Below are 21874 nucleotides of genomic sequence, written 5' to 3' on the forward strand. Positions count from 1 at the left end.
GGATTGTTACTGGTATACCTCGACACGCTTCATGGAACAGCGCGCCGGGAAATTCAACCGCCCTGAGCGCGCTGCATTGCTGCCAAGCCTTATTTCAAGGCCATTTCGGTCCAATCAGCCCAGCGCGATAAACCTGAACGCGTCGCCGTCGCGCTTGATGTGGCCGGCGTTGAAATGCCCGCCGATCACCAGCGTCGGCGTGTCGGCAAAGCGCGAGAACAATTCGCGCCGCGTCGCGGCCGATTGCTTCTGGTCGGAGTCCGCGGTCGACGACCAGTCGAGGTGGTACATCTGGCAGGGATGATGCGCGACATCGCCGGTCAAGAGGCCTTCCGCGCCGCCGGACCTGATGTGGATGCTCATGTGCCCGGGGCTGTGGCCCGGCGTCGGGATCAGCGTGATCTCCTCGGTCAGGCGGTGGTCGCTCGGCACCAGCTCGGCCTTGCCGGCATCCGCGATCGGCTTCACCGAGTCGGCGAACACGGCCGCATGCGTGGGATCGTCGCTATGGTCGCGCCAGTGCTCGTATTCGGTCTTGCCGAACACGTAGCGCGCATTAGCGAAGGTCGGCACCCATTTGCCGCCGACGAGTTTGGTGTTCCAGCCGACATGGTCGACATGCAGATGCGTGCACAGCACGGTGTCGATGCTGTCTGGCGCAAATCCGGCTGCGGTCAGTTTTTCCAGGAACGGATCGCTGCGGTTGTTCCAGGTCGGCACATTGCGGCCCTGCTTGTCGTTGCCGAGCCCGGTGTCGACGATGATGCGGTGCTCCGGCGTCTCCACCAGCAGCGAATGAATCGACATTTTCAGCCGGCCGTCCTCGTTGGCGAAATGCGGGATCAGCCAGGGCAGGCTCTGGATCTCCTCCCGGCCGGCCAGCGGCAGGATGAAGCGGGTGCTGCCGACGGTCTCGAGCTCGACGACCTTGGTGATCCTGACCTTGCCAACGGTCCAGTGCATGCGGCGTGCCCTCTGTTTCTTGTTGCTCTTGCCGGACCATGCGGGTTTCCGCACGCCGACGCAATGGATCAAGTCGGCGCCTCCTGCGTTACCGCCTCGTTGGACGAAGGAGTGTGCAATGCCGGAACTCGCAATCTCCCCTGAAAAGGTCGGCTTCTTGATCGAGAAGGCGCGCGAATTCGACGTCAAGGAGGGGCTCGTCGATCCCGACTCCGGCTCGAACGGCGCCGACGACGACATGATCGATGTGCTGGAAGATGACGGCAGGGACCCGGTGGCACGCGAGATCACCGGCTTCATCAACGCGCTCAGCGAGGACGAGCAGGTCGACCTCGTCGCCCTGATGCGGCTCGGCCGCGGCGACGGCACGATCGAGGAATGGGCCGATCTCCGCCGCGAGGCGGCGCGCGGACGCACCGGCCATGTCGCCAACTATCTGTTGGGCGAGCCGATGCTCGGCGATCTCCTGGCTGAAGGACTCGACGAGTTTGGCTTGGGGCCGAGCGACGAACGCATCACGCCGATCCACTAAGGATGCGGCTCCTTGCTTACCTCGCCCCGCTTGCGGGGAGAGGTCGGAATTCAAGCGTAGCTTGAATTCCGGGTGAGGGGGGCCTCCGCAATCTTTGCCTTCACCGTCTTTGCGGTGACAGCCCCTCACCCCAACCCTCTCCCCGTAAGAACGGGGAGAGGGAGTAGGAAGGAGAAACCGTGCTATCGCGCGCAGTCGACGATCACGGTGCCGATCTTGTCGCCCTTCTCGACGGCGAGATGGGCGTCGGCGGTCTCGGCGAGTGCGAATTGCCCGGCGATATTGTGCACGCGGGTGCCCGACGCCAGCCATTGGGTGATGTCGGCCTGCGCGGCCGCGAGCAGCGGCGGCGGCAGCGCGAACAGCACCAGCGAGCGCACGGTGATGCATTTTTCCATCAATTCGCGCACCGGCAGCGTCGGCGTGCGGTTGCCGTTGGTGGCGTAGACTGCGATCGTCGAGTTCATCGCCATGATCTTCAGCGTGGTCGCGAGATTGCCGCCGAAATCGACGTCGATCACGCGGTCGACACCGCGGTTCTCGGTGAAGGCCATCACCTTCGAGACGACATCCTCGGTCCGGTAGTTGACGACCATGTCCGCGCCGGCGAGCCGCGCCTCGACGTCCTTGACTTGCGAGCTCACCGTCGCGATTACGCGCGCGCCGCCCCACTTTGCCAATTGCACGGCATAGTGGCCGACTGCGCCGGCGCCGCCGGTGACCAGCACCGTTTGTCCGGAGACCGGACCGTCGGCAAACAGCGCGCACCACGCCGTCATGCAGGGGATGCCGAGCGTAGCACCTGCCGCGAACGACACGTCCTGCGGCAGCGGCGTCACCAGATAGTCGGCGAGCGTGATGTATTCGGCCGCGGTGCCGAAGGCACGGCCGTTGCGCTGGCCGTTGAACAGCCAGACGCGATCACCGACCGCAAAGCGGGTGACGCCTTCGCCGACCTGGTCGACGATCCCGGCACCGTCGCTGTTCGGGATCACGCGCGGGAATTCCATCGCGCGATAGTTGCCGCTTCGGCGGCCGACATCGGCCGGGTTGACGCCGGACGCCTCGAGGCGAACCCGGACTTCACCGGGACCAGCCTCGGGCGTCGGCATCTCGCCGACGGTAAGCACCGTCGGCGCCGCGCCGGTCCGTTCGTACCAAACAGCTCTCACAACGTACCTGGGAAAGCACCGCCGTCGAGCAGCAGGTTCTGCCCGGTGATGAAGCCGGCCTTGGCGCCGCACAGGAATGCGCAGGCATAGCCGAATTCGTCGGGATCGCCGAAGCGGCCGGCGGGGTTCAGCTTGGCGCGCTCGGCCAGGACCTGCTCGGCCGAGATGCCGCGCTTCTCGGCCTCGGGCTTCGCGGTGCCGCGCAGGCGGTCGGTCTCGAACGGGCCCGGCAGCAGGCCGTTGATGGTGACGTTGTTGATCACGGTCTTGCGCGACAGGCCGGCGACGAAGCCGGTGAGGCCGGCGCGGGCGCCGTTGGACAGGCCGAGGATCTCGATCGGTGCCTTCACCGCGGCCGAAGTGATGTTGACGATGCGGCCGAACTTGCGCGCCATCATGCCGTCGACGGTCGCCTTGATCAGCTCGATCGGCGTCAGCATGTTGGCGTCGATCGCCTTGATCCAGTCGTCGCGGGTCCAGTTGCGGAAATCGCCCGGCGGCGGGCCGCCGGCATTGTTGATCAGGATGTCCGGATCGGGGCAGGCCTTGAGCACGGCTTCTCGTCCCGCCGCCGTCGTGATGTCGCCGACGATCTCGGTGACGGTGACGCCGGGATGGGCCTTGCGGATTTCGTCGGCGGTCTGCTTCAGCGCCTCGGCGCCGCGCGCCGTCAGGGTAACATGCACGCCCTCATTGGCGAGCGCGATCGCGCAGGCGCGGCCCAGTCCCTTGCTCGATGCGCAGACGATGGCACGGCGGCCTTTGATTCCAAGATCCACGGTTCACTCCCTGTGATGTCGGTCGGTTTGTAAAGGTTTGATGGCACCAGTCTAGCGAAGCTCGGCGGCGCCGATAAGGGACGTGCAATGCATATGTGCATGCCGGACAGGAACAGTGCGGTGGGCCGGCGCCCTAGATGCGTTGCTCGCGCCGCAGCCGCTCGATCGCCATGGTGGCTTCGGGCGGCAGCGAGCGGAATCCGGCCTGTCCGGCCGCGGAGAACAACGGTCGCAATTGCGATCCGTTGAGGAATTGCGGCTGCCTGGTGAGCGGCACCAGCTGATCGAACACCAGCACCAGCGTGGTCACGACGAGACCGACCCTGATGGCGCCGAGCAGCGCGCCGCCGAGGCGGTCGCCGATCCCGATCTCCGAGCCGATGGTGTCGTCGAGCATCGTCCGCGCCATCTTTCCGAAGATGACGCCAATCAGGAGAAAGAGGCCGAACAGCAGCACGCCATTGGGCGGAAACGGCGACGACGGCAGCGTCGCGATGTGGGGCCCGATCATCGCCAGCGCGGCGACCGCAAGCGGCATGGCGACGAGATAGGCCAGGATGGTGACCGCGCTGCGCAGCAGGCCGGTCGTGAAGCCGGTCACCACCGCGAACACCAATCCGAGGATGACGGCAAGGTCGAAGAGATTCATGGATGAGGAATTCCTGCCCCAATCTCCTACTGTCCCCTGGTTGATCAAACCTGCTTACATCAGGGACAATTGTCGCTATCACTCGTCCGCTTCAATCCGGGAACCTGTCGATGTCCGACCTATTCGATGTCAGTAAAGAAATGATCCTCATCACCGGCGCCTCGCAGGGGCTCGGGCGGCAGTTCGCCCGCGTGCTGGCGGCACATGGCGCCGCGGTGGTGCTGGCCGCGCGCCAGACCGCGAAGCTGAAAAGCCTCGAGGAGGAGATCAAGGCCAAGGGCGGCCGCGCTGCCGCGGTGCAGATGGACGTCGCGGATATTTCCGGCATCGCGAAAGCACTCGACGTCGCCGAAGCTGCGCTCGGTCCGGTCACGGTGCTGATCAACAATGCCGGCATCGCGATCGAGAAGCTGTCGACGGAGCAGACCGAGGCGGATTGGGACGCCGTGATTGGCGCTAATCTGAAGGGCGCCTACTTCCTCGCGACCGAACTTGCGCGGCGCATGATGGCGCGCAAGCAGCCGGGCAATATCATCAACGTCGCGTCCGTGCTCGGACAGGGCGTGCTCAAGGCGGTGTCGCCCTATGCGATCTCCAAGGCCGGCATGATCCAGGGCACCAAGGCGATGGCGCTGGAGCTCGCCGGCAACAACATCCGGGTCAACGCGCTGGCCCCGGGCTATATCGACACCGAGATGAACCATGATTTCTGGTCGACGCCGGCAGGCGAGCGGTTGGCAAGACGGATTCCACAGCGCCGGGTCGGTGCCGAGTCCGATCTCGACGGCGCGATCATGCTGCTCGCCTCCAACGCCTCGCGCTACATGACCGGGACGGTGGTGACGGTGGATGGCGGGTTCTTGCTGAACTAGCTTTGTAGCCCGGATGAAGCGCAGCGAAATCCGGGAAGCATGCGTGAAGGTCCCGGATTACGCTCCGCTTCATCCGGGCTACGATTCCAACGCATCAGGTCACGAGCACGGCCCGAGGCAGTCGGCGCGGTTTCTGGATAATAGAAGAATGCCGCTGTTTGCCCGACGAGTCAAGTCGCCGTGTCGAAGTGTGTCAGTAGCTCGTGATCTGTCGCCTGTTTGTAGCTCGTGAAGTGTCGTGTTTTCGGTGCTCCGGAACAAGGGGGGCACGATGGGCACGGCATCCATTCACGAGGGTGTACGAAGGATGCGGTTTTCAGATTTGCTGGATCGGACGGAGGCGAAGGAACTGACGCAGGAGGCAGCTTCGGAGGTTCTTGGGATCAGTGTTCGGACGTTTCAACGCTGGGCGGAGCGCTATGAGGCGGAGGGCGACGACGGGCTTGTCGACCGCCGGCTGGGGCGTCGTTCGCCACGGCGGGCGCCGGAGGAGGAGCTGGAACGGATGCTTGCGCTGTACCGGGACAAGTACGCGGACTTCACGGTGAAGCACTTCCACGAGCAGATGCAAAAGCGGCACGACTATGTGCTGGGCTATACGGTGACGAAGCTGGCGCTGCACGCGGCAGGGCTGGTGCGGAAGGCTCCGAAGCGTTCGGCGCACCGCAAGAAGCGGCCGCGGCGGCCGCTTCGGGGCATGCTGCTGCACCAGGACGGATCGCGCCACGTTTGGATCGAAGGCCTGCCCGCGAGGGACCTGATCGTCACGATGGACGATGCGACGAGCGAGATCTACTCGATGGTGCTGGTCGAGGAAGAAGGAACGGCCTCGACCTTCCAGGCCTTGCGCGAAGTGATTGGCGAGCATGGCCTGTTCTGCGCGCTCTACACCGACCGCGGCAGCCATTATTTCCTGACCCCAAAAGCTGGCGAGAAGATCTCGAAGACGCAACAAACCCAGGTGGGACGGGCTTTGTCGCATCTTGGGATCGAGCATATCGCAGCCTATTCGCCGCAGGCGCGCGGGCGCTCCGAGCGGGTATTCGGCACCTTGCAGGATCGGCTGCCGAAGGAGCTGCGGCTTGCCGGGATCACGACGGTTGAGGCTGCCAACGCGTGGCTGAAGGCGCATTACATCCCCGGGCACAACGCCGCGTTTGCGATCAAGCCCGAACAGGAAGGCTCGGCATTCGTAGCCGACCGGCATGAGGCCTGGCGCGAGGCGCTGTGCGTGATCGAGGAGCGAACCGTCGCCAACGACAATACCGTTGCATGGAACGGTCGGCGGCTGCAGTTGCCGGAGAGCCGGCTAAGACCTCACTTCGTCAAGGCCTTGGTGCGGCTACATGAGTATCCCGATGGCACCGTCAGCGTGTTCCTTGGACCGCATCGATTGGCGAGGTTTGCGCCTGACGGACAGCAGATCAGCCCCGACGCGCTTCAGCCTGGCGGTGTGCTCGGAGCCGTCAAGGACAAGCCCTGGCGGGCGCGCAAGCGCGCGTCCTTGACCGCTCCTGCGCGCGCCGCCGTCGAGAAAGCGCGGGTCGGGACGGAGAAACGGGCTTCAAGTCGAACAAAGAAACTCACCCACAGGGCTAAAACCGCCACAACAGCCGTGGCATGATCAATCAGGGAAAGCCGTCCCCGCCTTCCGGCTCCCCTGCAAATCAGAAACGAAGGCGACAGATCACGAGCTACAAAAACACGACATCTTCACCCGCTACGGACAGTCGCCGTGTCGAAGTGTGTCGCCGTGTCGAAGCCGGCAGCCCCCCGGCTCCTTTGCATGGGGTTGTTTTCGATATTTTGGCAGTGCGGCCCTGCGACGGTAGCCTCATAGGGTGGGCAAAGGCGCTCTTGCGCCGTGGCCACCCTACGCATTTGGTTACCCCGCCCGCATCTCCGCCCTGATCATGTCGGCGGCCTTCTCGCCGATCATGATGGTCGGTGCATTGGTGTTGCCGCCGATCAGGGTCGGCATGATCGAGGCGTCGACTACGCGCAGGCCTTCGAGCCCGTGCACGCGCAGCTTCGGATCGACCACCACGAGCGGATCGGCGGTACCCATCTTGCAGGTGCCGACCGGGTGATAGACGGTGTCGACGCGCTCGCGTAGGATGCTGCGGATGTCGTCGTCGCTGCGGACGTCGGATGTGAATACATCCTTCTGCTGCAGGGCGCGCAGCGCCGGCGCCTCCATCAGCCGTCGTGTGGTCTTGTAGCCCGCGACCATCGATTCCAGATCGGCCTCCTCGCCGAGGAAGTTCGGGTCGATCAGCGGCGCCTGCATCGGGTCGCTGCCGGCCAGCGCGACGCTGCCACGGCTCTTCGGCCGGAGCAGGCAGACATGGCAGGAGAAGCCGGTGCCGCCGTGGCGCTTGCGGCCGTGGTCGTCGACCATCGCCATGCCGAAATGCAGCTGGATGTCGGGGATGTCGAGATCGGGCCGCGTCTTCAGGAAGCCGCCGCATTCGGCGAAGTTCGAGGTGAGGGGGCCGCGGCGCTCGCGCCGATATTGCATGATGGCGCGGACGAGCCGCGGCATGCCCTTCAGCGAGATGCCGGCGAAGTTCGGATTGTCGGACATGTAGCCGAAGATGAAATCGGGATGGTCCTGCAGGTTTTGGCCGACGCCGGGCAGATGATGCACGCTGGCGAGGCCGTGCTTGCCGAGCGCTGCGGCATCGCCGACGCCCGACAGCATCAACAGCTGCGGCGACTGGAACGCGCCGGCGGCAAGCAGGACTTCGCGCCGCGCGCGGATTTGCTTCAGCTCCTTGCCCTGCCGGTATTCGACGCCGACCGCGCGCTTGCCCTCGAACAGGATGCGCGTCGCGTGCGCATTGGTCTCGACGCGAAGGTTGGGACGCCTGCCGATATGCGGATGTACATAGGCGCGTGCCGCGCTCCAGCGCTCGCCGTTGCGTTGCGTCACCTGGTAGATGCCGAGGCCCTCATGGTCCTCGGCATTGAAATCCTCGCGGATGCGGAATTGCGCCTCCTGCGCCGCCTGCAGGAAGGTCTGCTGGATCGGATTGCCGGAGCGCAGCTTGTTGACGGCGAGCGGGCCACCCTTGCCGTGAAACTCACCGTCGAAATCGGAATTGTCTTCCGAGCGCTTGAAATAGGGTAGCACGTCGGCGAACGCCCAGCCGGCATTGCCGAGCGCGGCCCAGTGGTCGTAATCGGCGCGATGGCCGCGAATGTAGACCATGGCGTTGATCGCCGAGGAGCCGCCGAGCCCCTTGCCGCGCGGCTGATAGCCGATGCGGCCGTTGAGGCCTTTCTGCGGCACGGTGTTGAAGGCCCAGTTGTTGACGGTGCCCGCGACCATCAGCACCAGCGCGCCGGGCGTGGTGACGACCCAATTGTCGTTGGTGCCGCCGGCATCGAGCAGCGCCACCGACGTCGCCGGATCCTCCGACAGCCGCCCCGCCACCGCGCAGCCGCCGGAGCCTGCGCCTATCACGACGAAATCGAATGTGTCAGTCACGTTTCCCCCATTTCCTATTTGTCATTCCGGGGCGATGCGTCAGCATCGAACCCGGAATCTCGAGGTTCCCCGATGCGCAATTGCGCATCTGTGGTTCGCTTCGCGCCCCGGAACGACAGCACTTTCTACGACAACATCCGCATCAGCTTCTCCAGCCGCGCGACCTTCGCGCCATAAGGCGGATAGAGATCGGCAAGCCGGTTGAAGCGCGAGCGGTAGAGCACCGGCTTGAACTTGGTCAGCGTCTTGAATCCCCACTCGCCGTGATAGGCGCCCGTGCCGGAGGCGCCGACGCCGCCCATCGGTTGATAGGCCTGCGCGAAGTGGAACAGGCAGTCATTGACGGTGACGCCGCCGGACACCGTGCGCGCCAGCACCGCATCGCGGGCGGCGCTGTCGGTGCCGAACCAGTATAGCGCCAGCGGGCGTTCGCGGCTGTTGACGAAGGCGATCGCCTCCGCCGCATCGCGCACGCCGATGACCGGCAACAGCGGCCCGAAGATCTCCTCCTGCATCACCGTCATGTCCGGCGTCGCGTCAACGATCACGGTCGGCGGAAATTTGCGCCTCGCCTTCCACTCGCGGTCGTTCGGCGCTGCCGGCTGCATGATGGTCGCGCCTTTCGCGGCGGCGTCGGCGACCAGCCCCTCGAGCCGTGCATAGTGCCGATCCGAGACGATCGACGTGTAATCGGCGTTATCGGGATCGGTACCGAACATGTGCTGCATGTGACCCTGTAGCCGCATCGCGAAGGGTTGCACCGAGGCCTGCGGCACCAGCGCGTAATCGGGCGCGATGCAGGTCTGGCCGGCATTGAGCAGCTTGCCATAGGCGATGCGCTGCGCGGCTTCGTCGATGTCGGCGGAGCCGTCGACGATCGCGGGCGACTTGCCGCCGAGCTCGAGCGTCACCGGCGTCAAATTGCGGCCACAGGCTTCGGCCACCAGCTGGCCGACGCGGGTCGAGCCGGTGAAAATCAGATGATCGAACGGCAGCGCGGCAAACGCCCTTGCGATTTCGTCGTCGATATCGGTGACCGCGAGCTCGGTGACATCGAATTTTTTTGCGATCGTCTCCATCAGCAACCCGGCAAAGCGCGGCACCAGCTCGCTCGGCTTGATGATGGCACGGTTGCCGGCCGCGATCGCGGCGACCGCGGGCGCCAGGGTCAGCTGCAGCGGATAATTCCACGGCGCGATGATGCCGACCACGCCGAGCGGCTGCGGCATCAGCCGGTTTCTGGCGGGCGCGAACTGGACCGTGGTCGGGACCTTCCGCGGCGCCATCCAGCCCTTGAGGTGCTTGGCCGCGTGCTTGATCTCGCCGAGCACCAGCATGGTCTCGGCGATCGCGGTCTCGACGGTGGAGCGGTGGCCGAAATCGGCCGAGATCGCCGCCTCGAATCGCGCCTCATTCTCGGTCAGCGCAGCGCGCAGGCGACGCAGCCGGTCGAGCCGTGCCTGCAATGTCGGCGCCGGCTCGCTGCGCGACAGCTCGAACTGGCGATGAAAGGCCTCCTCAAGCCCATGCAGCCCCGGGCTCTTCAATGGCCGGTCCATGGCATTTCCCCCTGGGATGACGTTCTCTTGACGTATTTGTTGCGCGCCAAGCTCCGCTTTTGCGCGCGGTCTGGCAAGGCCCGGTTCCCGGCGGTAAATCCTGCCGGGACAGCCGGCGATTTCGACGTCACAAAATCCTCAAAAACCCGCATCCGGGGCTTTCCAAACCGGGCTCACGTTGATACATACGCCCCGCACCCGATGGCCTCGGCCCGGGTCGCCTTCTCAGGAAGCCCCCCGGACGGATCGATCGGCGCCGTTGAAAAGCGTTGGCCGGCCGGCTCAGGCACCCTTTCTGCAAGGCACGCAACGGTTTAACGCGGGGTGGAGCAGCCCGGTAGCTCGTCAGGCTCATAACCTGAAGGTCATAGGTTCAAATCCTATCCCCGCAACCAAAGTCCGGACCAACCGGTTCCGATAAAATGGCCCGCATTTCGCGGGCCATTTTTGCTTTGGGAGGACAATCGGGCCTCGTGTCGTCGACCGATTGGGCGCAGATCACGGCGTTTCCGCAACGCGGGCCGCTCCCTAGACGATGAAATGGAATTCGTGCCACGCACTCCAGCTGATGCCATCGCTGGAGCGAACCCAGAGGTCGTCAGGCACGGTACCGCCCTGGAATGTCGTGCTCGCAATTTGGGCCGCGCTGACGTTGATGGCGGTGCCGGTGGGCTGCGTATTCCCGCTAATGCTCCAGTGGCCGCTGCTTGCCGACGGCGTCGAATCCCAGAGTTGATATTGTGCGATACTGTCGCCGTCGGCATCCGAGACTGAAAACAGGGTTAAGGCGGCCACGCTCTGGTTGGCCGTCGCGTGGAAGTCGGACGCGGTCACTAACGGAGCGCTGTCAACCGGCGCGGTGACGTGAAATTCCTTCCACGCCCCCCAGGCAAAGCCGTCGTAAGCCCTCACCCAGAGATCGTCCGAACCCGAGCCGCTTTGAAAGCTTGTGCTCGAAAGTTGAGCTGCCGTGACATTGATGGCGGCATTGGTGCCTTGGGCGACTCCTCCGACCACCCAGTGCCCACTGCTCGCATCCGCCGTCGAATCCCACACCTGATAGTTTGTGATGGTGTCGGCAGTGATACCATCACCCAATACGCCTTCTGGGATACCGGTGGAAACGGCCACTGGGTGGTGAATGGCGTGGCCCAAGCCGCCAACACCGAGATCGATGTAAACGCGGCGAACCTGTCGCAGGTGAGCTACGTGTTCGGCCCCGGCGGTTCGACGCCCGATACGCTCTGGGTCAAGGCCAATGACGGCAGCATGTGGAGTGCGTGGAAGAGCTTCACGGCAACGCCGGGACCCGACATTGCTCCGGTCGTTACCGCATCGAACGTGACCGGAATTCACGGCCATTCGATCGCGGCCACGAGCCTGTTCGGGGTCTCGGACAGCGAAAGCGACACGATCACCCAGTACGCCTTCTGGGACACCGGAGGAAACGGCCATTGGGTTGTGAACGGTGTCGCCCAGGCCGCCAACTCCGAGATCGATGTGAGCGCGGCGAACCTGTCACAGGTGAGCTACGTCTTCGGCCCCGGTGGCTCGCCATCGGATACGCTCTGGGTTAAGGCCAATGACGGCAGCATGTGGAGCGCGTGGAAGAGCTTCACGGCCACCGCAACGAACCAGGCGCCAACAGTCGCGGTCTCGAACGTAACGACGGTCTCGGGGCAGGTCTTCGCGGCTTCGAGCCTGGTCAGCGCGACGGACGCGGATGGCGATACCATAACGAAATATGCGTTGTGGGATTCCAACACGAACGGGCGTTGGAACGTCAACGGAGTGAACCAGTCTGCGAATACGGAGATCGACGTCACTCCGGCACAACTTGCCCTGACGACCTATCAGGCCGGCTCTGGCACCGACCAGCTCTCGATCCGGGCCTATGATGGCAGTGCGTGGGGTGCCTGGCAGCCTTTCAACGTAACGGGAGAGAGCCCCAGCAGCGCCACCATCGCAGCAGGCGCGACGCTGGAATTGACGGGTGCTTCGAACGCGGCCGTAACGTTCCTCGGCAGCACGGGGACGCTGAAGCTCGACAATTCCGCGAGCTTCACCGGAACTGTCGCCGGGATGTCCGGTTCGGACACGATCGATTTCGCGAATATCAATTTCGCGACCGTTCAGACGCCGACCTTCAGCGGTGACAGTACGCACGGAACGCTCACGGTGACGGACGGCACTGTCACCGCCAGCATTGCGCTGCTGGGCAACTACATGGCTTCCACGTTCACGGCCTCGAGCGACGGCCATGGTGGTACCTCGGTCGTCGATCCGCCGGCGATGCAGGTCAGTCAGCTTGCGCAGCCGCAGCATGCGTAAGGGCTTGAGATAGGGCGGCTGTGGAGGGCCTGTTGCGGGGCCCTCGGCAACCAAGATCGCTCAACCGGCAAAGATGAAAGGGCCCGCCTCCTGGCGGGCCTTTTTCTTGTCTTGCAGCGCTTTCGCGATGCCGCTCAACACCTAACGCCTGCTCAGTACCTGATCACAGCGACGAGCCGTTACAGGCTGCTTCCGCCGCCTGGTCGTCCACATTCGGGTCGGCCGCGGCCGTGGCCCAGGCGAGCTCGACGAGGGTCACGATCCGCCGGCCGGCACCGTCGAGCTGGCAGACGATCAGGCCTTGTTCCTCGATGTAGGTCAGAAGATGCCGGGCGCGGCGCAGCGAATGCGTGCCGTAGGCGCGGGCGATCGCAGCATCGCTCGGGCACGGCCAGCCCTCTTTCGCGGCGCGGGCGATCATCATGAAGACGCCCTGCATGTCCTCGGGCAGCAACGCGGCGCGCAGCGAGACGTCCTGCCAGGCGTCGTCGTCCGCGACATCGGCGCCGAGCCCGGCGCGGGCGCGCGTCAGCATCCGGCGGAAGTCCGTCAGCTCCGGCACCACGGCACCGAGGCCCTCGATCCGGCAGCGGACCACGAACTCCTGATAGAGCACGCCGATGGCGCGGAAGCCGGCGTCGGGCTCGGCGAGGATGGCGCGCAGGATACGGTCCAGCCGTTCCCGCCGCTCGGCCATTTGCTCGGCGCTCGGCGGCGGCTCCGCAGCTTCGGGATCTGGCTCCGCTGCCGGCTGCTTGGCGGCCATCAACTGGCTGAGCAGGTCCGGCGACGGCGTCCGGCGCTGCGGCCGCACCGCTTCCGGCGGCGGAGCGGCGAGGATGATCGCGCGTGCGTCCTCCAGTGCCGCTTCAGGCAGCGGCATCAACCGCGGCGCCGCGGTGCGCGGCTGGGTGTCGGTCGGACCGATGCGCAAGCCCAGCGGACGCCGGGACAGTGCAGGTCCCAGCGCCATGAATTGTCCGCGCTCGAGGTCGCGGAAGGCTTCCGCCTGCCGCCGTTCCATGCCGAGCAGGTCGGCGGCGCGCGCCATGTCGATATCGAGGAAGGTGCGGCCCATCAGGAAGTTCGACGCCTCGGCCGCGACATTCTTGGCGAGCTTCGCCAGCCGCTGGGTTGCGATGATCCCGGCAAGCCCGCGCTTGCGGCCGCGGCACATCAAATTGGTCATCGCGCCGAGCGAAAGCTTGCGCGCCTCGTCGGACACCTCGCCCGCGACCGCCGGCGCGAACAGCTGCGCCTCGTCCACCACCACCAGCATCGGATACCAGTGGTCGCGGGCGACGTCGAACAGCCCGCCGAGGAAGGCCGCGGCGCGCCGCATCTGGTTCTCGGCGTCGAGTCCTTCGAGATTGAGCACCGTGGAGACGCGATGGATGCGCACGCGCTCGCCGGCGACCTGCAGGCTGCGCTCGGTGTGGTCCTCGGCGTCGATGACGAGGTGGCCGAATCGTTCCGCCAGGGTGACGAAATCACCTTCGGGATCGATGATGGTCTGCTGCACCCAGGGTGCGCTCTGTTCCAGCAGCCGGCGCAGCAGATGGGATTTGCCGGAACCCGAGTTGCCCTGCACCAGGAGGCGTGTCGCCAATAGCTCCTCGAGGTCGATGGCCGCCGAAGTGCCGGCCGTCGTTTGTCCCATCTCGATCGCTACGGTCATGTCCCGACTCAAATTGCCCTTGCGGAGAGGCGGCTTAACAAGCTGATCGCGCCGCGTCGAGCGAACCGCACCATCATCCCCAGGCACGGCCGGGAGGCGGACAATGCTGATGCTCGCCACGCGAGATGAAGTTTGATCAAGCCACTACAACGTGTTTAGCTCGCGTGTCTGATGTAGATTTTTTCGAACCAGTTCCTGTTCAGCTGCGCGATCCGGCCCGGTTCGGACCCGCTCTTATTCAATCAGCCCGTCGAACTCTCAGCCCGTCGAACTCAATGTCTGAGTTCAACTACGACGCATTCATTTCCTACATTCTTCCTGATCCAAACGGGATTGATCCCTGCTTGCAAGGCTCGCGTTGTCGAAGGCATCCGCCAAAAATCGAAGGTTTCACGGATCTTATCCCCGCTCACGCGTGCATGCGGCGGAGCGATCCTGATGTCGGCAGCGAGATGGTCGATCGCGCAAATCTTCCTGGTGCCGGTGCTGAACTTCGCCGTTATCGCGTTCGGGCTGGTCTCGGCGCTGCTTGGCGACGGGATCTGGGACCAGGCCCTCCTGGATCGCACTTGCCGTGCCGCTTGTCGTCATCGCTTTCTACATATTCCGGCGTTCCGCGCGTCCTTCGTAGAATGAGCGAGCGTTCGCGGTGACGCCGATGTGATCGGCGTCGCTATTCTTGTGCCGGATACCTCCGTCCCGTTTGCCGGTGGTGTCTCGGCGCGCAAACCTCGGCATAGTCCGCCGCACAAAAGAAACGTGCGAGGAAACATGACTGAGAGCATCGTTGATGCCGTAGCGCCGTCGGTCGCGGCGCCTGGCGCAGTGTCGCCGCGAAAAGTGTTTTGGGCGACCTGGTTCGGCTGGATGCTCGATGGCTTCGATTCGTCGATGTACGCCTACATCCTGGTCGGCGCGTTGAGCGAATTGCTGCCGGCCAGCGGCATCGAGCCGAGCAAGGCCAATATCGGCATCTATGGCGGGCTGTTGTTCTCGATCTTCATGCTGGGCTGGGCCTGCTCGATGGTCTGGGGCTGGGCTGCGGATCGTTACGGGCGGGTCCGGATCATGTGCTGGACAGTGCTGGTCTACTCGCTGTTCACGGCGCTATGCGGGCTTGCGACCGGTATCGTGATGTTCGCATTGTTTCGCTTTGTTGCCGGCTTCGGCATCGGCGGCGAATGGGCCGCGGGCACGCCGCTGCTGCAGGAATCCGTGCCGGAGAATACGCGGGTGCGGCTCGCCGGATGGCTGCACACGGCAACGCCGACCGGGCTGTTCCTCGCTGCCGCCGTCACGCTTGCGATCGGCAGCACGCTCGGCTGGCGCGGCATGTTCCTGCTCGGCATTCTGCCCGCGCTGCTGATCGCGTATCTGCGCAGCAACATTCCCGAACCCGAGCGCAGGGCTGCGCACGAGCAGCCGTCGGTCGCGGCCTTGTTTGCCGGCGACCAGGCGCGCACCACCTGGGCCGCGGCGCTGATGATGGCCTGCATCATCTTCGGCCTTTGGTCGTCGAACTTCTGGGCCCCGACCGTGATCTCGACCAAGCTGGTCGCCGCGGGCGCGACGCCGGCGCACGCGCAGGAGATGGGCGCGGTGGCCGGCCTGATCACCAATGTCGGCACGCTGATCGGCTGCCTCCTTGTACCGTGGCTCACCACCTGGCTCGGCAGCCGGCGCCGCACCGCGGTGCTGTTCTTCATCGGCGGGCTGATCTCCGTCGTGGTCTCCTATGAGGTCGCGATCGAATGGCTCGACAGCCTGACGCTGTTCATGGTGCTGCTGCCGGTGCTCGGCTTCTTCACCAATGGTGTGTTCGGCCTGTTCACGATCTGGCTGCCGGAGATGTTTCCTTCGGCGCTGCGCGGCTCGGGCTCCGGTTTCGCCTTCAGCATGGGCCGCGTGCTCGGCGCCGCCGGCCCGACCCTGATCGGCGCGCTCGCCGCCCGCACCGGCAGCTTCCCGCTGGCGATTTCGATGCTGTCGCTGATCTATGTAGTCGGCCTGCCGCTGATCGCCCTGGCGCCCGAGACGGCCGGCAAGCCGCTGGCGAGATAGCAGGTTACTTTGCACGTTGCGCGCGGCTTCGGCCGCGCGCCGTCACTTACTCCGCTGGCTTCGCGGTCGCTGGCGTCTGCGCGGCCACGGGCGTCTGCGCAGCTACGGGTACCTTCGCGGGCGCCTTGTCGACCTTCTTCGACCAGGAGCGGTAATAGGCGAGTGCGGTCATCAGCACGATGCCAACAATGCTGACCGCGATCTGCATCCAGATGCTGCCGGAGACCTCGACCAGCAGCACATGCGCGATGACCGCGAGGAAAACGCCGGTGCAGAACACTTCGAGCGACTGCTGGCCGCATTTGATGATCGGCTGGAAGATCGGCCATTCATATCCGGGCCATTCGCGCGGCAGGAAGCGGGTGACGAAGAAGGCGAGGACGATGAAGTGCAGCACGCGATAAGGCGCAAGGTTGGTCTTGTCGTTCGGATTGAAGGCGTCATAGAGCCAGGCCGGCATCGCCTGTCCGAGCTCCGGGAAGCGGCCCGCCAAGGTCATGACCAGCGCGAACAGCAGATAGGCGCCGCCGAGCCAAAGGAAGGCGCGCGAGCGGATGAACGTGATCGATTCGCTCGCGCCGCCGAGCGCGAACCAGCCGCCGAACACGAACAGGAACTGCCAGCAGAACGGATTGAAATACCATGAGCCGGACGGATAGGCCGGCAGGTTCCAGCCGAATTGCCGCGCCGCGAGATAGAGCAGGAACGAGGCCAGCAGCGTCAGATTGAGCTTGCGCAGCATCGCCCACAGCACCAGCGGATAGCACAGCATCAGCGCGATATAGAGCGGCAGCACATCCATGTTGACCGGCTTGAACGCCAGGATCAGGCCCTGATAGAGCGTCTCGGCCGGATTGTGCATGAAGCCCGCGACGTTGAATTCGTCCTGCAGGTTCGGGTCGTGGTAGCGCTGGGAGAGATAGCCGATCTCGGCGATATAGATCACGAACAGCAGGACGTGGGCGACATAGATCTGCCAAGCGCGCTTGATCAGGCGGGTGGCGCCGATCACGGTGCCGCGCTCGAGCATCATGCGCGCATAGACGAAGGATGCGGTGTAGCCGGAGATGAACACGAACAGATCGGCCGCGTCGCTGAAGCCGAAATTCTTCTGCGTGATCCAGTTCACCGCGTTGTTCGGGATGTGATCGAGATAGATCGCCCAGTTGGCGAAGCCGCGCAGCAGATCGAGGCGATAGTCGCGGCCACGCGGCGGCAGAACAGCCTTGACGTCCATCGGTACGCTCCCATCCCGAGCGCCCGCGTGTCCGGTCGCGGGTCGCCCACGACGTCATACTAGAACAAGATTTCGACGGTTGTGTATTGGTTTTCCGGAAACGGATCGCCGCCACAGCCGGCCAAACAGCGATGAATTTGGATCAAATCGTTCGCGCCGCGAACCACGCGGTGCGTAGGATGGGGAGAGCGAAGCGAAACCCATCACTCCGTGTCGACCTGACGAATGATGGGTTTCGCTTCGCTCTACCCATTCTACGAGAGCCGGCCGTGCACCGGCGCGGCTAACGCTGCACAAACCCGTTATGCAGCGTGGTGAACAGCGCCTTACCCTTCTTCACCAGATCGTATTTGCGGCCGTAAAGCAGCCAGACCGCGGTGAGGTGGCACATCCCGCCCATCATCAGCGACATCGCGGTGTAGGGATCGAGATTGCGGCGATAGGTGCCGGCGCGGCTCGCCTGCTTGATCAGCTGCACATAGCGCAGCGCGTATCTGTCGACCGCCTTCTTGATCCGCGGCTCGGCGGCAAGCACGCTCGGCCAGATCTCGAGGAAGAACACCCGGCCCCAGCTCGGGTTGTCCTTGATGTACTGGAAGTTGGTGAGGAAGATGATGCGGAGCTGCTCGACGGGATCGCCACCCTTGACCAGCAGCGGCTCGGTCTTCTGATACAGCGCCTCGAAATTGCCCTCGGGCACATCGAGCACCAGCGCGCGCTTGTCCTCGAAATAATCATAGATGCTGGAGAGCGGTACTTTCGCCGCGGCGGCGACCTCGGTGAGCGAGGTTCCGTCGATGCCTTTTTGGCCGAACAGCTTGGTGGCCGCCGTGAGGATCTGCTCGCGCCGGTCGCGGCTGCGTTGCTGCTTGAGCTTGAGTGTCGTCCCCGAAGCCACGGTGGTCTCCAAGAGCGTTTTCGCGCGAAGTGGATACCGGTTCGCGCAAGGAAGACGCGTCAAAGCAAGAATCTCGTCCCATAAAAACAGTAAGGCAGCGAGATCGGAACACAAGCGCTATTGCGACGACATACAGCGTAAGTGCCGATCAGACCGGCGCATTGCGCCGTTCGTGGCTGCGGAACGCGTTGCGGGCAATGATCTGGCGCATGATCTCTGAGGTGCCGTCCAGAATGCGGACCACCCGCGTTTCCCGCCAGATGCGCTCGATCGGCAGGTCTCTTGAATAACCGGCACCGCCGAACAGCTGCATGGTCGTGTCGGCGACGCGCTGCACCATGTCGGCGCCGGTATATTTGGAGAGCGCTGCCGCGGCGGTGCGGGCGGCGGCATCGCCCTGGTCGTAACGCCAAGCTGCCTCATAGGCGACAAGCCGCGCGGCATGCAGCGAACTCGCCATGTCGGCGATCTGCCACTCGATGCCCTGATGGTCGCGCAGCTTGCGTCCGAACGTCTCGCGCTCCGAGACATGGTCGAGAGCGTAGTCCAGCAGCTGGCTCGCCGCGCCGACGCAATAGGCGCCCCAATGGGTGCGCCCGGCATCTAGGCACCGCATCGCGATGGCGAATCCTTCGCCCTCCTGTCCCAGCAGATTCTCGCGCGGCACACGGCAATCCTCGAAGATCACTTCGGCGTGCTCCGAGCCGCGTCCGGCAGCCATCTCGACCAGGCGGCCGATGGCAAGGCCCGGCGTCTTTGCGTCGACGACAAAGGCCGCGATGCCCCTGGCGCCGGCGGAGGGATCGAGCGTGGCGAACACCGTGAAGACGCCGGCCGCGGGCGCATTGGTGATATAGGTCTTGCGGCCGTCGAGCACGTAATGATCGCCGTCCCGCCGCGCCCGGGTCTGGATCCGGGCGGCATCGGATCCGGCATTCGGTTCGGTCAGCGCGAACGCGCCGATCACCCGTCCGCTGGCGAGTTCCGGCAGCCATCGGTCGCGAACCGCCGGCTGCGCGTAGAGCTCGATTGCCTTTGAGCCGATGTGAACGTTGACCCCGCTCAGATAGTAGAAGGCGGTGTGGGCCTTCGCGAGCTCCTCGATCGCGATGCAGCTGCCCAGCATCGAGAGCCCGAGGCCGCCGAATTGCTTCGGCGTGTTGGTGCCGAACAATCCCATCCTGCGCAGGCCGGCCATGGCGCTGTCCGGCACCTTGCCGGTTGCCTCGATCGCGACATCGTGCGGCTGCAGCTCGCTGCGCACGAATTCACGCACCCGGCCTTGCAGAACGCGGAGGTCGTCGGGAAGCTCAAAATGCATGGCGCACCAAAAGTCGAATAATCTTCGAAAAATGTTGCACCGCCTCCCGGCAGATGTCAAGGTTTTGCGGAAGTTCCGGAGAACACGGGATGCTCGCAGGCTTGATGCAGCAGGTCCCGCTCACCCTCAATCTGGTGAGAGAACGGGTCGCGGATCTCTATCCGGACAAGACGGTGATGACGCGGTATTGCGACCGCATCCATGTCATCAGCTATGCGGAGCTGCTCGGCCGCGCGGGCCAGCTCGCCAACTTCCTCGCCGAGATCTGCGTCGAGCGCGGCATGCGCGTTGCCACGCTGGCCTGGAACTCGCGCCGTCACCTCGAGCTTTATGTCGCCGTGCCCTGCATGGGCGCGGTGCTGCACACCATCAATGCGCGCCTGCACGCGCCGGACATCGCAAGACTGCTCGCCCATGCCGAGGATCGGGTGCTGTTCGTCGATCGTTCGATCTGGCGAACCGTCGGGACGGAGATCGAGTTGCGCAACGCGTTTGGAGCTCACTAAACGCTTCGATCCGGCTTCCGACCATCGCATCTTCCGCCGCAACTTTGTCCACTTGTTACGGGACAAAACCACGAGTTGTGGACTGGCGACCTGTCGCTTTGGGGAGAAGATCATGCCACGTTCGTTTCAATCCAATTATTCCGTTCGGCTCTTCCTCGGCCTCGCCGCAGCCCTCATGATCGGGCTTGCCTCGCCGGTATCAGCACAACAGGCCACCGGCGCCGCGCTGGCCCGCGTGCTCGTGCTCGGTACCGGCGGCACCATCGCGGGGCAGGCCAGCGCACGCGCCGGCAACGCCTATGACTCAGGCAAGGTCAGTGCGGCCAACCTGGTCGCGGCGATCCCGGGCATCGACAAGCTCGCCCAGATGTCGGCCGAGCAGATCTCGTCGATCGGCTCGCAGGACATGAACGACAACGTGTGGTTCGACCTCGTCAAGCGCATCCACGCGGCCATTGACAACAAGGAGGTCGACGGCGTCGTCATCACCCATGGCACCGACACGATGGAGGAGACCGCGTTCTTCCTGCAAAACGTGCTCGACACCGACGTCCCGATCGTGCTGGTCGGATCGATGCGGCCCTCGACCGCGATCGGCGCCGACGGTCCGGCCAATCTCTACGAGGCGATGCGGGTCGCCTCGGCCCCGGAATCCCGCGGCCGCGGCGTGCTCGTGGTGCTCAACGACACCATCCATGCCGCGCGCTGGGTGCAGAAGACCAACACCACCAGCGTCGAGACGTTCCGCTCGCCCGAAGCCGGCCCGGTCGGCTATGTCGACACCGGCCCGCTGCGCTTCCTGCAGCCGGCCGCTCCAGCCAGGGGTACCAAGCTGAAATTGCCGGATGCGCCGCCCTTGCCGCGGGTCGACATCATCTATTCGCACGCCAACATGGACGCCGCTGAGGTCGAGGATGCGGTCAAGCGCGGCGCCAAGGGCATCGTGCTGGCCGGCGTCGGCGACGGCAATTCATCGAAGGGCGCGATCGATGCGCTGGCCGCCGCGGCGAAGCAGGGCGTCGTGGTGGTGCGTTCGACCCGGGTCGGCTCAGGCTTCGTGAACCGCAACGTCGAGGTCGAGGACGACAAGCTCGGCTTCGCGGTCTCGCTCGATCTCAACCCGCAGAAGGCGCGGGTATTGCTCGAGCTGCTGATCGCGAACGGCATCACCGAGCCGTCGGCGGTTCAACAGGCGTTCGCGCGGTAGACCACCGGTTTTGAGGCGCCTGGCTTCACCTGCGCGGCCTTGTTCGCCGCGAGCAGCAGGGCGCGCGCCTCCGCGATGCGCGACATCACGGTGGTGACGGGAATGCTGGCGACTTCGGCGATCTCCTTGTAGGACAGATCGATCAAGTCGCGCAGCGCGATGACTTCGCGGAGCAGGGCGGGCAGATCGTCGATCAGTTGCCGGATTGTTGCGCTGTCGCGCCGTTCTGGCGCTACATTCTCGCCGCCTAGTTCTTGGCCGAGTTTCTCCTGGCAAACGGCTTTGAGGATCGCGAGCAGCCACGGCCTGATGGCCGGGCCGCGAACGCCGTCGAACCGGCGCAGTGCGCGCAGATAGCATTCCTGCACGGCCAGTTCGGCGTCCGCCTCGCTTCGCATCAGCACCTGGGCGAACGCATAGGCATCGTCGAGACACGGCAATGCCGCGTCGCGAAACTGCTGCGCCGTTTTATTCCCGGCTTTCGCACTTCGCATCATAGGGTTGCATCTCGTGAATAGCTTTACCGGCAATCGGCGGAGTGGTATCAGGCTCCGCGCCGGAGTCGTGGACCGTCGCGCCAAGCGTAGGGACAGGAACGACGTGCGCACACGACATG

20 protein-coding genes and 1 tRNA gene are annotated in these 21874 nt (G+C 64.6%); 9 read left to right on the top strand and 12 right to left on the bottom strand.

What is annotated here, in order from left to right:
• Positions 1-114 precede the first annotated feature (114 nt).
• A complete protein-coding gene (locus J2R78_RS21660) occupies positions 115-963 on the bottom strand; it encodes an MBL fold metallo-hydrolase (RefSeq protein WP_253606724.1) in 849 nt (282 codons plus the stop codon).
• 118 nt (positions 964-1081) lie between these two features.
• Between J2R78_RS21660 and J2R78_RS21665 the strand changes: the two genes are divergently transcribed.
• Entirely contained in the window at positions 1082-1495 is a 414-nt protein-coding gene (locus tag J2R78_RS21665; protein ID WP_225645345.1) for a DUF3775 domain-containing protein, read from the top strand.
• 182 nt (positions 1496-1677) lie between these two features.
• Here J2R78_RS21665 and J2R78_RS21670 read toward each other — a convergent pair whose 3' ends face one another.
• The 3 genes from J2R78_RS21670 to J2R78_RS21680 all read right to left on the bottom strand — a co-directional run bounded on the left by J2R78_RS21670 (position 1678) and on the right by J2R78_RS21680 (position 4095).
• Entirely contained in the window at positions 1678-2667 is a 990-nt protein-coding gene (locus tag J2R78_RS21670) for a zinc-binding dehydrogenase (protein WP_253606726.1), read from the bottom strand.
• A complete protein-coding gene (locus J2R78_RS21675) occupies positions 2664-3446 on the bottom strand; it encodes an SDR family oxidoreductase (protein ID WP_050385630.1) in 783 nt (260 codons plus the stop codon). Before J2R78_RS21675 ends, J2R78_RS21670 begins: the two co-directional genes overlap by 4 nt.
• Before the next feature lie 133 nt (positions 3447-3579).
• A complete protein-coding gene (locus J2R78_RS21680; protein ID WP_253606728.1) occupies positions 3580-4095 on the bottom strand; it encodes a CvpA family protein in 516 nt (171 codons plus the stop codon).
• 110 nt (positions 4096-4205) lie between these two features.
• Here J2R78_RS21680 and J2R78_RS21685 point away from each other — a divergent pair, with 110 nt between their 5' ends.
• Together J2R78_RS21685 and J2R78_RS21690 are read left to right on the top strand one after the other, a co-directional pair.
• The gene (locus J2R78_RS21685; RefSeq protein WP_253606729.1) at positions 4206-4967 is read left to right on the top strand and encodes an SDR family NAD(P)-dependent oxidoreductase; all 762 of its coding nucleotides are present in this window, start codon (positions 4206-4208) and stop codon (positions 4965-4967) included.
• Positions 4968-5274: 307 nt separating this feature from the next.
• Positions 5275-6591 (top strand): ISNCY family transposase, encoded by a 1317-nt coding sequence (locus J2R78_RS21690; protein WP_253606732.1) that lies wholly within the window; start codon positions 5275-5277, stop codon positions 6589-6591.
• Between the two features lie 261 nt (positions 6592-6852).
• Here the strand turns inward: J2R78_RS21690 and J2R78_RS21695 are convergent, their stop codons facing one another.
• On the bottom strand, positions 6853-8460 hold the full coding sequence (locus tag J2R78_RS21695; RefSeq protein WP_253606734.1) for a GMC family oxidoreductase: 1608 nt from the start codon (positions 8458-8460) through the stop codon (positions 6853-6855).
• 125 nt (positions 8461-8585) lie between these two features.
• Positions 8586-10019: a coniferyl aldehyde dehydrogenase gene (locus J2R78_RS21700; protein ID WP_253606736.1), complete on the bottom strand. Its 1434-nt coding sequence runs from the start codon at positions 10017-10019 to the stop codon at positions 8586-8588.
• Positions 10020-10337: 318 nt separating this feature from the next.
• Here J2R78_RS21700 and J2R78_RS21705 point away from each other — a divergent pair.
• Positions 10338-10414: transfer RNA gene (locus tag J2R78_RS21705), tRNA-Met, on the top strand.
• Positions 10415-10547: 133 nt separating this feature from the next.
• On the opposite strand, the gene J2R78_RS21710 is transcribed toward J2R78_RS21705, so the two are convergent.
• Positions 10548-11174: a hypothetical protein gene (locus J2R78_RS21710; RefSeq protein WP_253606738.1), complete on the bottom strand. Its 627-nt coding sequence runs from the start codon at positions 11172-11174 to the stop codon at positions 10548-10550.
• Between J2R78_RS21710 and J2R78_RS21715 the strand changes: the two genes are divergently transcribed.
• Positions 11166-12350 (top strand): Ig-like domain-containing protein, encoded by a 1185-nt coding sequence (locus J2R78_RS21715; RefSeq protein WP_253606740.1) that lies wholly within the window; start codon positions 11166-11168, stop codon positions 12348-12350. The genes J2R78_RS21710 and J2R78_RS21715 overlap by 9 nt on opposite strands.
• 163 nt (positions 12351-12513) lie before the next feature.
• Here J2R78_RS21715 and J2R78_RS21720 read toward each other — a convergent pair whose 3' ends face one another.
• The gene (locus tag J2R78_RS21720; protein WP_253606742.1) at positions 12514-14028 is read right to left on the bottom strand and encodes an ATP-binding protein; all 1515 of its coding nucleotides are present in this window, start codon (positions 14026-14028) and stop codon (positions 12514-12516) included.
• A gap of 438 nt (positions 14029-14466) precedes the next feature.
• On the opposite strand from J2R78_RS21720, the gene J2R78_RS21725 reads away from it, so the two are divergent.
• Together J2R78_RS21725 and J2R78_RS21730 are read left to right on the top strand one after the other, a co-directional pair.
• Positions 14467-14664 (top strand): hypothetical protein, encoded by a 198-nt coding sequence (locus tag J2R78_RS21725; RefSeq protein ID WP_253606744.1) that lies wholly within the window; start codon positions 14467-14469, stop codon positions 14662-14664.
• A 135-nt stretch (positions 14665-14799) separates the two neighbouring features.
• Positions 14800-16089, top strand: coding sequence for an MFS transporter (locus J2R78_RS21730; RefSeq protein ID WP_253606745.1), 1290 nt, complete (start codon positions 14800-14802; stop codon positions 16087-16089).
• Positions 16090-16135: 46 nt separating this feature from the next.
• Here J2R78_RS21730 and J2R78_RS21735 read toward each other — a convergent pair whose 3' ends face one another.
• From J2R78_RS21735 to J2R78_RS21745, 3 genes are all read right to left on the bottom strand, one after another.
• The gene (locus J2R78_RS21735) at positions 16136-17326 is read right to left on the bottom strand and encodes an OpgC domain-containing protein (RefSeq protein ID WP_057018168.1); all 1191 of its coding nucleotides are present in this window, start codon (positions 17324-17326) and stop codon (positions 16136-16138) included.
• A 283-nt stretch (positions 17327-17609) separates the two neighbouring features.
• Complete coding sequence (locus J2R78_RS21740; RefSeq protein ID WP_168858399.1) at positions 17610-18224, bottom strand: TetR/AcrR family transcriptional regulator; 615 nt, start codon at positions 18222-18224, stop codon at positions 17610-17612.
• Positions 18225-18372: 148 nt separating this feature from the next.
• Positions 18373-19545 (bottom strand): acyl-CoA dehydrogenase family protein, encoded by a 1173-nt coding sequence (locus tag J2R78_RS21745; protein ID WP_253606759.1) that lies wholly within the window; start codon positions 19543-19545, stop codon positions 18373-18375.
• An 89-nt stretch (positions 19546-19634) separates the two neighbouring features.
• On the opposite strand from J2R78_RS21745, the gene J2R78_RS21750 reads away from it, so the two are divergent.
• Both J2R78_RS21750 and J2R78_RS21755 read left to right on the top strand, forming a co-directional pair.
• Positions 19635-20051: an AMP-binding protein gene (locus tag J2R78_RS21750; protein WP_305884494.1), complete on the top strand. Its 417-nt coding sequence runs from the start codon at positions 19635-19637 to the stop codon at positions 20049-20051.
• Between the two features lie 112 nt (positions 20052-20163).
• Positions 20164-21258, top strand: coding sequence for an asparaginase (locus J2R78_RS21755; protein ID WP_253606761.1), 1095 nt, complete (start codon positions 20164-20166; stop codon positions 21256-21258).
• On the opposite strand, the gene J2R78_RS21760 is transcribed toward J2R78_RS21755, so the two are convergent.
• On the bottom strand, positions 21237-21755 hold the full coding sequence (locus J2R78_RS21760; protein ID WP_253609880.1) for a sigma factor-like helix-turn-helix DNA-binding protein: 519 nt from the start codon (positions 21753-21755) through the stop codon (positions 21237-21239). The genes J2R78_RS21755 and J2R78_RS21760 overlap by 22 nt on opposite strands.
• Positions 21756-21874 lie beyond the last annotated feature (119 nt).

The organism is Bradyrhizobium sp. USDA 4538 (assembly GCF_024171045.1).
GTDB classification, from domain to species: domain Bacteria; phylum Pseudomonadota; class Alphaproteobacteria; order Rhizobiales; family Xanthobacteraceae; genus Bradyrhizobium; species Bradyrhizobium australafricanum.

Coding starts and splice junctions, on each gene's coding strand:
- J2R78_RS21755 (WP_253606761.1), top strand. CDS start 20,164: ATGCCACGTTCGTTTCAATCCAATTATTCCGTTCGGCTCTTCCTCGGC.
- J2R78_RS21735 (WP_057018168.1), bottom strand. CDS start 17,326: ATGGACGTCAAGGCTGTTCTGCCGCCGCGTGGCCGCGACTATCGCCTC.
- J2R78_RS21745 (WP_253606759.1), bottom strand. CDS start 19,545: ATGCATTTTGAGCTTCCCGACGACCTCCGCGTTCTGCAAGGCCGGGTG.
- J2R78_RS21720 (WP_253606742.1), bottom strand. CDS start 14,028: ATGACCGTAGCGATCGAGATGGGACAAACGACGGCCGGCACTTCGGCG.
- J2R78_RS21665 (WP_225645345.1), top strand. CDS start 1,082: ATGCCGGAACTCGCAATCTCCCCTGAAAAGGTCGGCTTCTTGATCGAG.
- J2R78_RS21760 (WP_253609880.1), bottom strand. CDS start 21,755: ATGATGCGAAGTGCGAAAGCCGGGAATAAAACGGCGCAGCAGTTTCGC.
- J2R78_RS21680 (WP_253606728.1), bottom strand. CDS start 4,095: ATGAATCTCTTCGACCTTGCCGTCATCCTCGGATTGGTGTTCGCGGTG.
- J2R78_RS21700 (WP_253606736.1), bottom strand. CDS start 10,019: ATGGACCGGCCATTGAAGAGCCCGGGGCTGCATGGGCTTGAGGAGGCC.
- J2R78_RS21660 (WP_253606724.1), bottom strand. CDS start 963: ATGCACTGGACCGTTGGCAAGGTCAGGATCACCAAGGTCGTCGAGCTC.
- J2R78_RS21750 (WP_305884494.1), top strand. CDS start 19,635: ATGCTCGCAGGCTTGATGCAGCAGGTCCCGCTCACCCTCAATCTGGTG.
- J2R78_RS21725 (WP_253606744.1), top strand. CDS start 14,467: ATGTCGGCAGCGAGATGGTCGATCGCGCAAATCTTCCTGGTGCCGGTG.
- J2R78_RS21730 (WP_253606745.1), top strand. CDS start 14,800: ATGACTGAGAGCATCGTTGATGCCGTAGCGCCGTCGGTCGCGGCGCCT.
- J2R78_RS21685 (WP_253606729.1), top strand. CDS start 4,206: ATGTCCGACCTATTCGATGTCAGTAAAGAAATGATCCTCATCACCGGC.
- J2R78_RS21690 (WP_253606732.1), top strand. CDS start 5,275: ATGCGGTTTTCAGATTTGCTGGATCGGACGGAGGCGAAGGAACTGACG.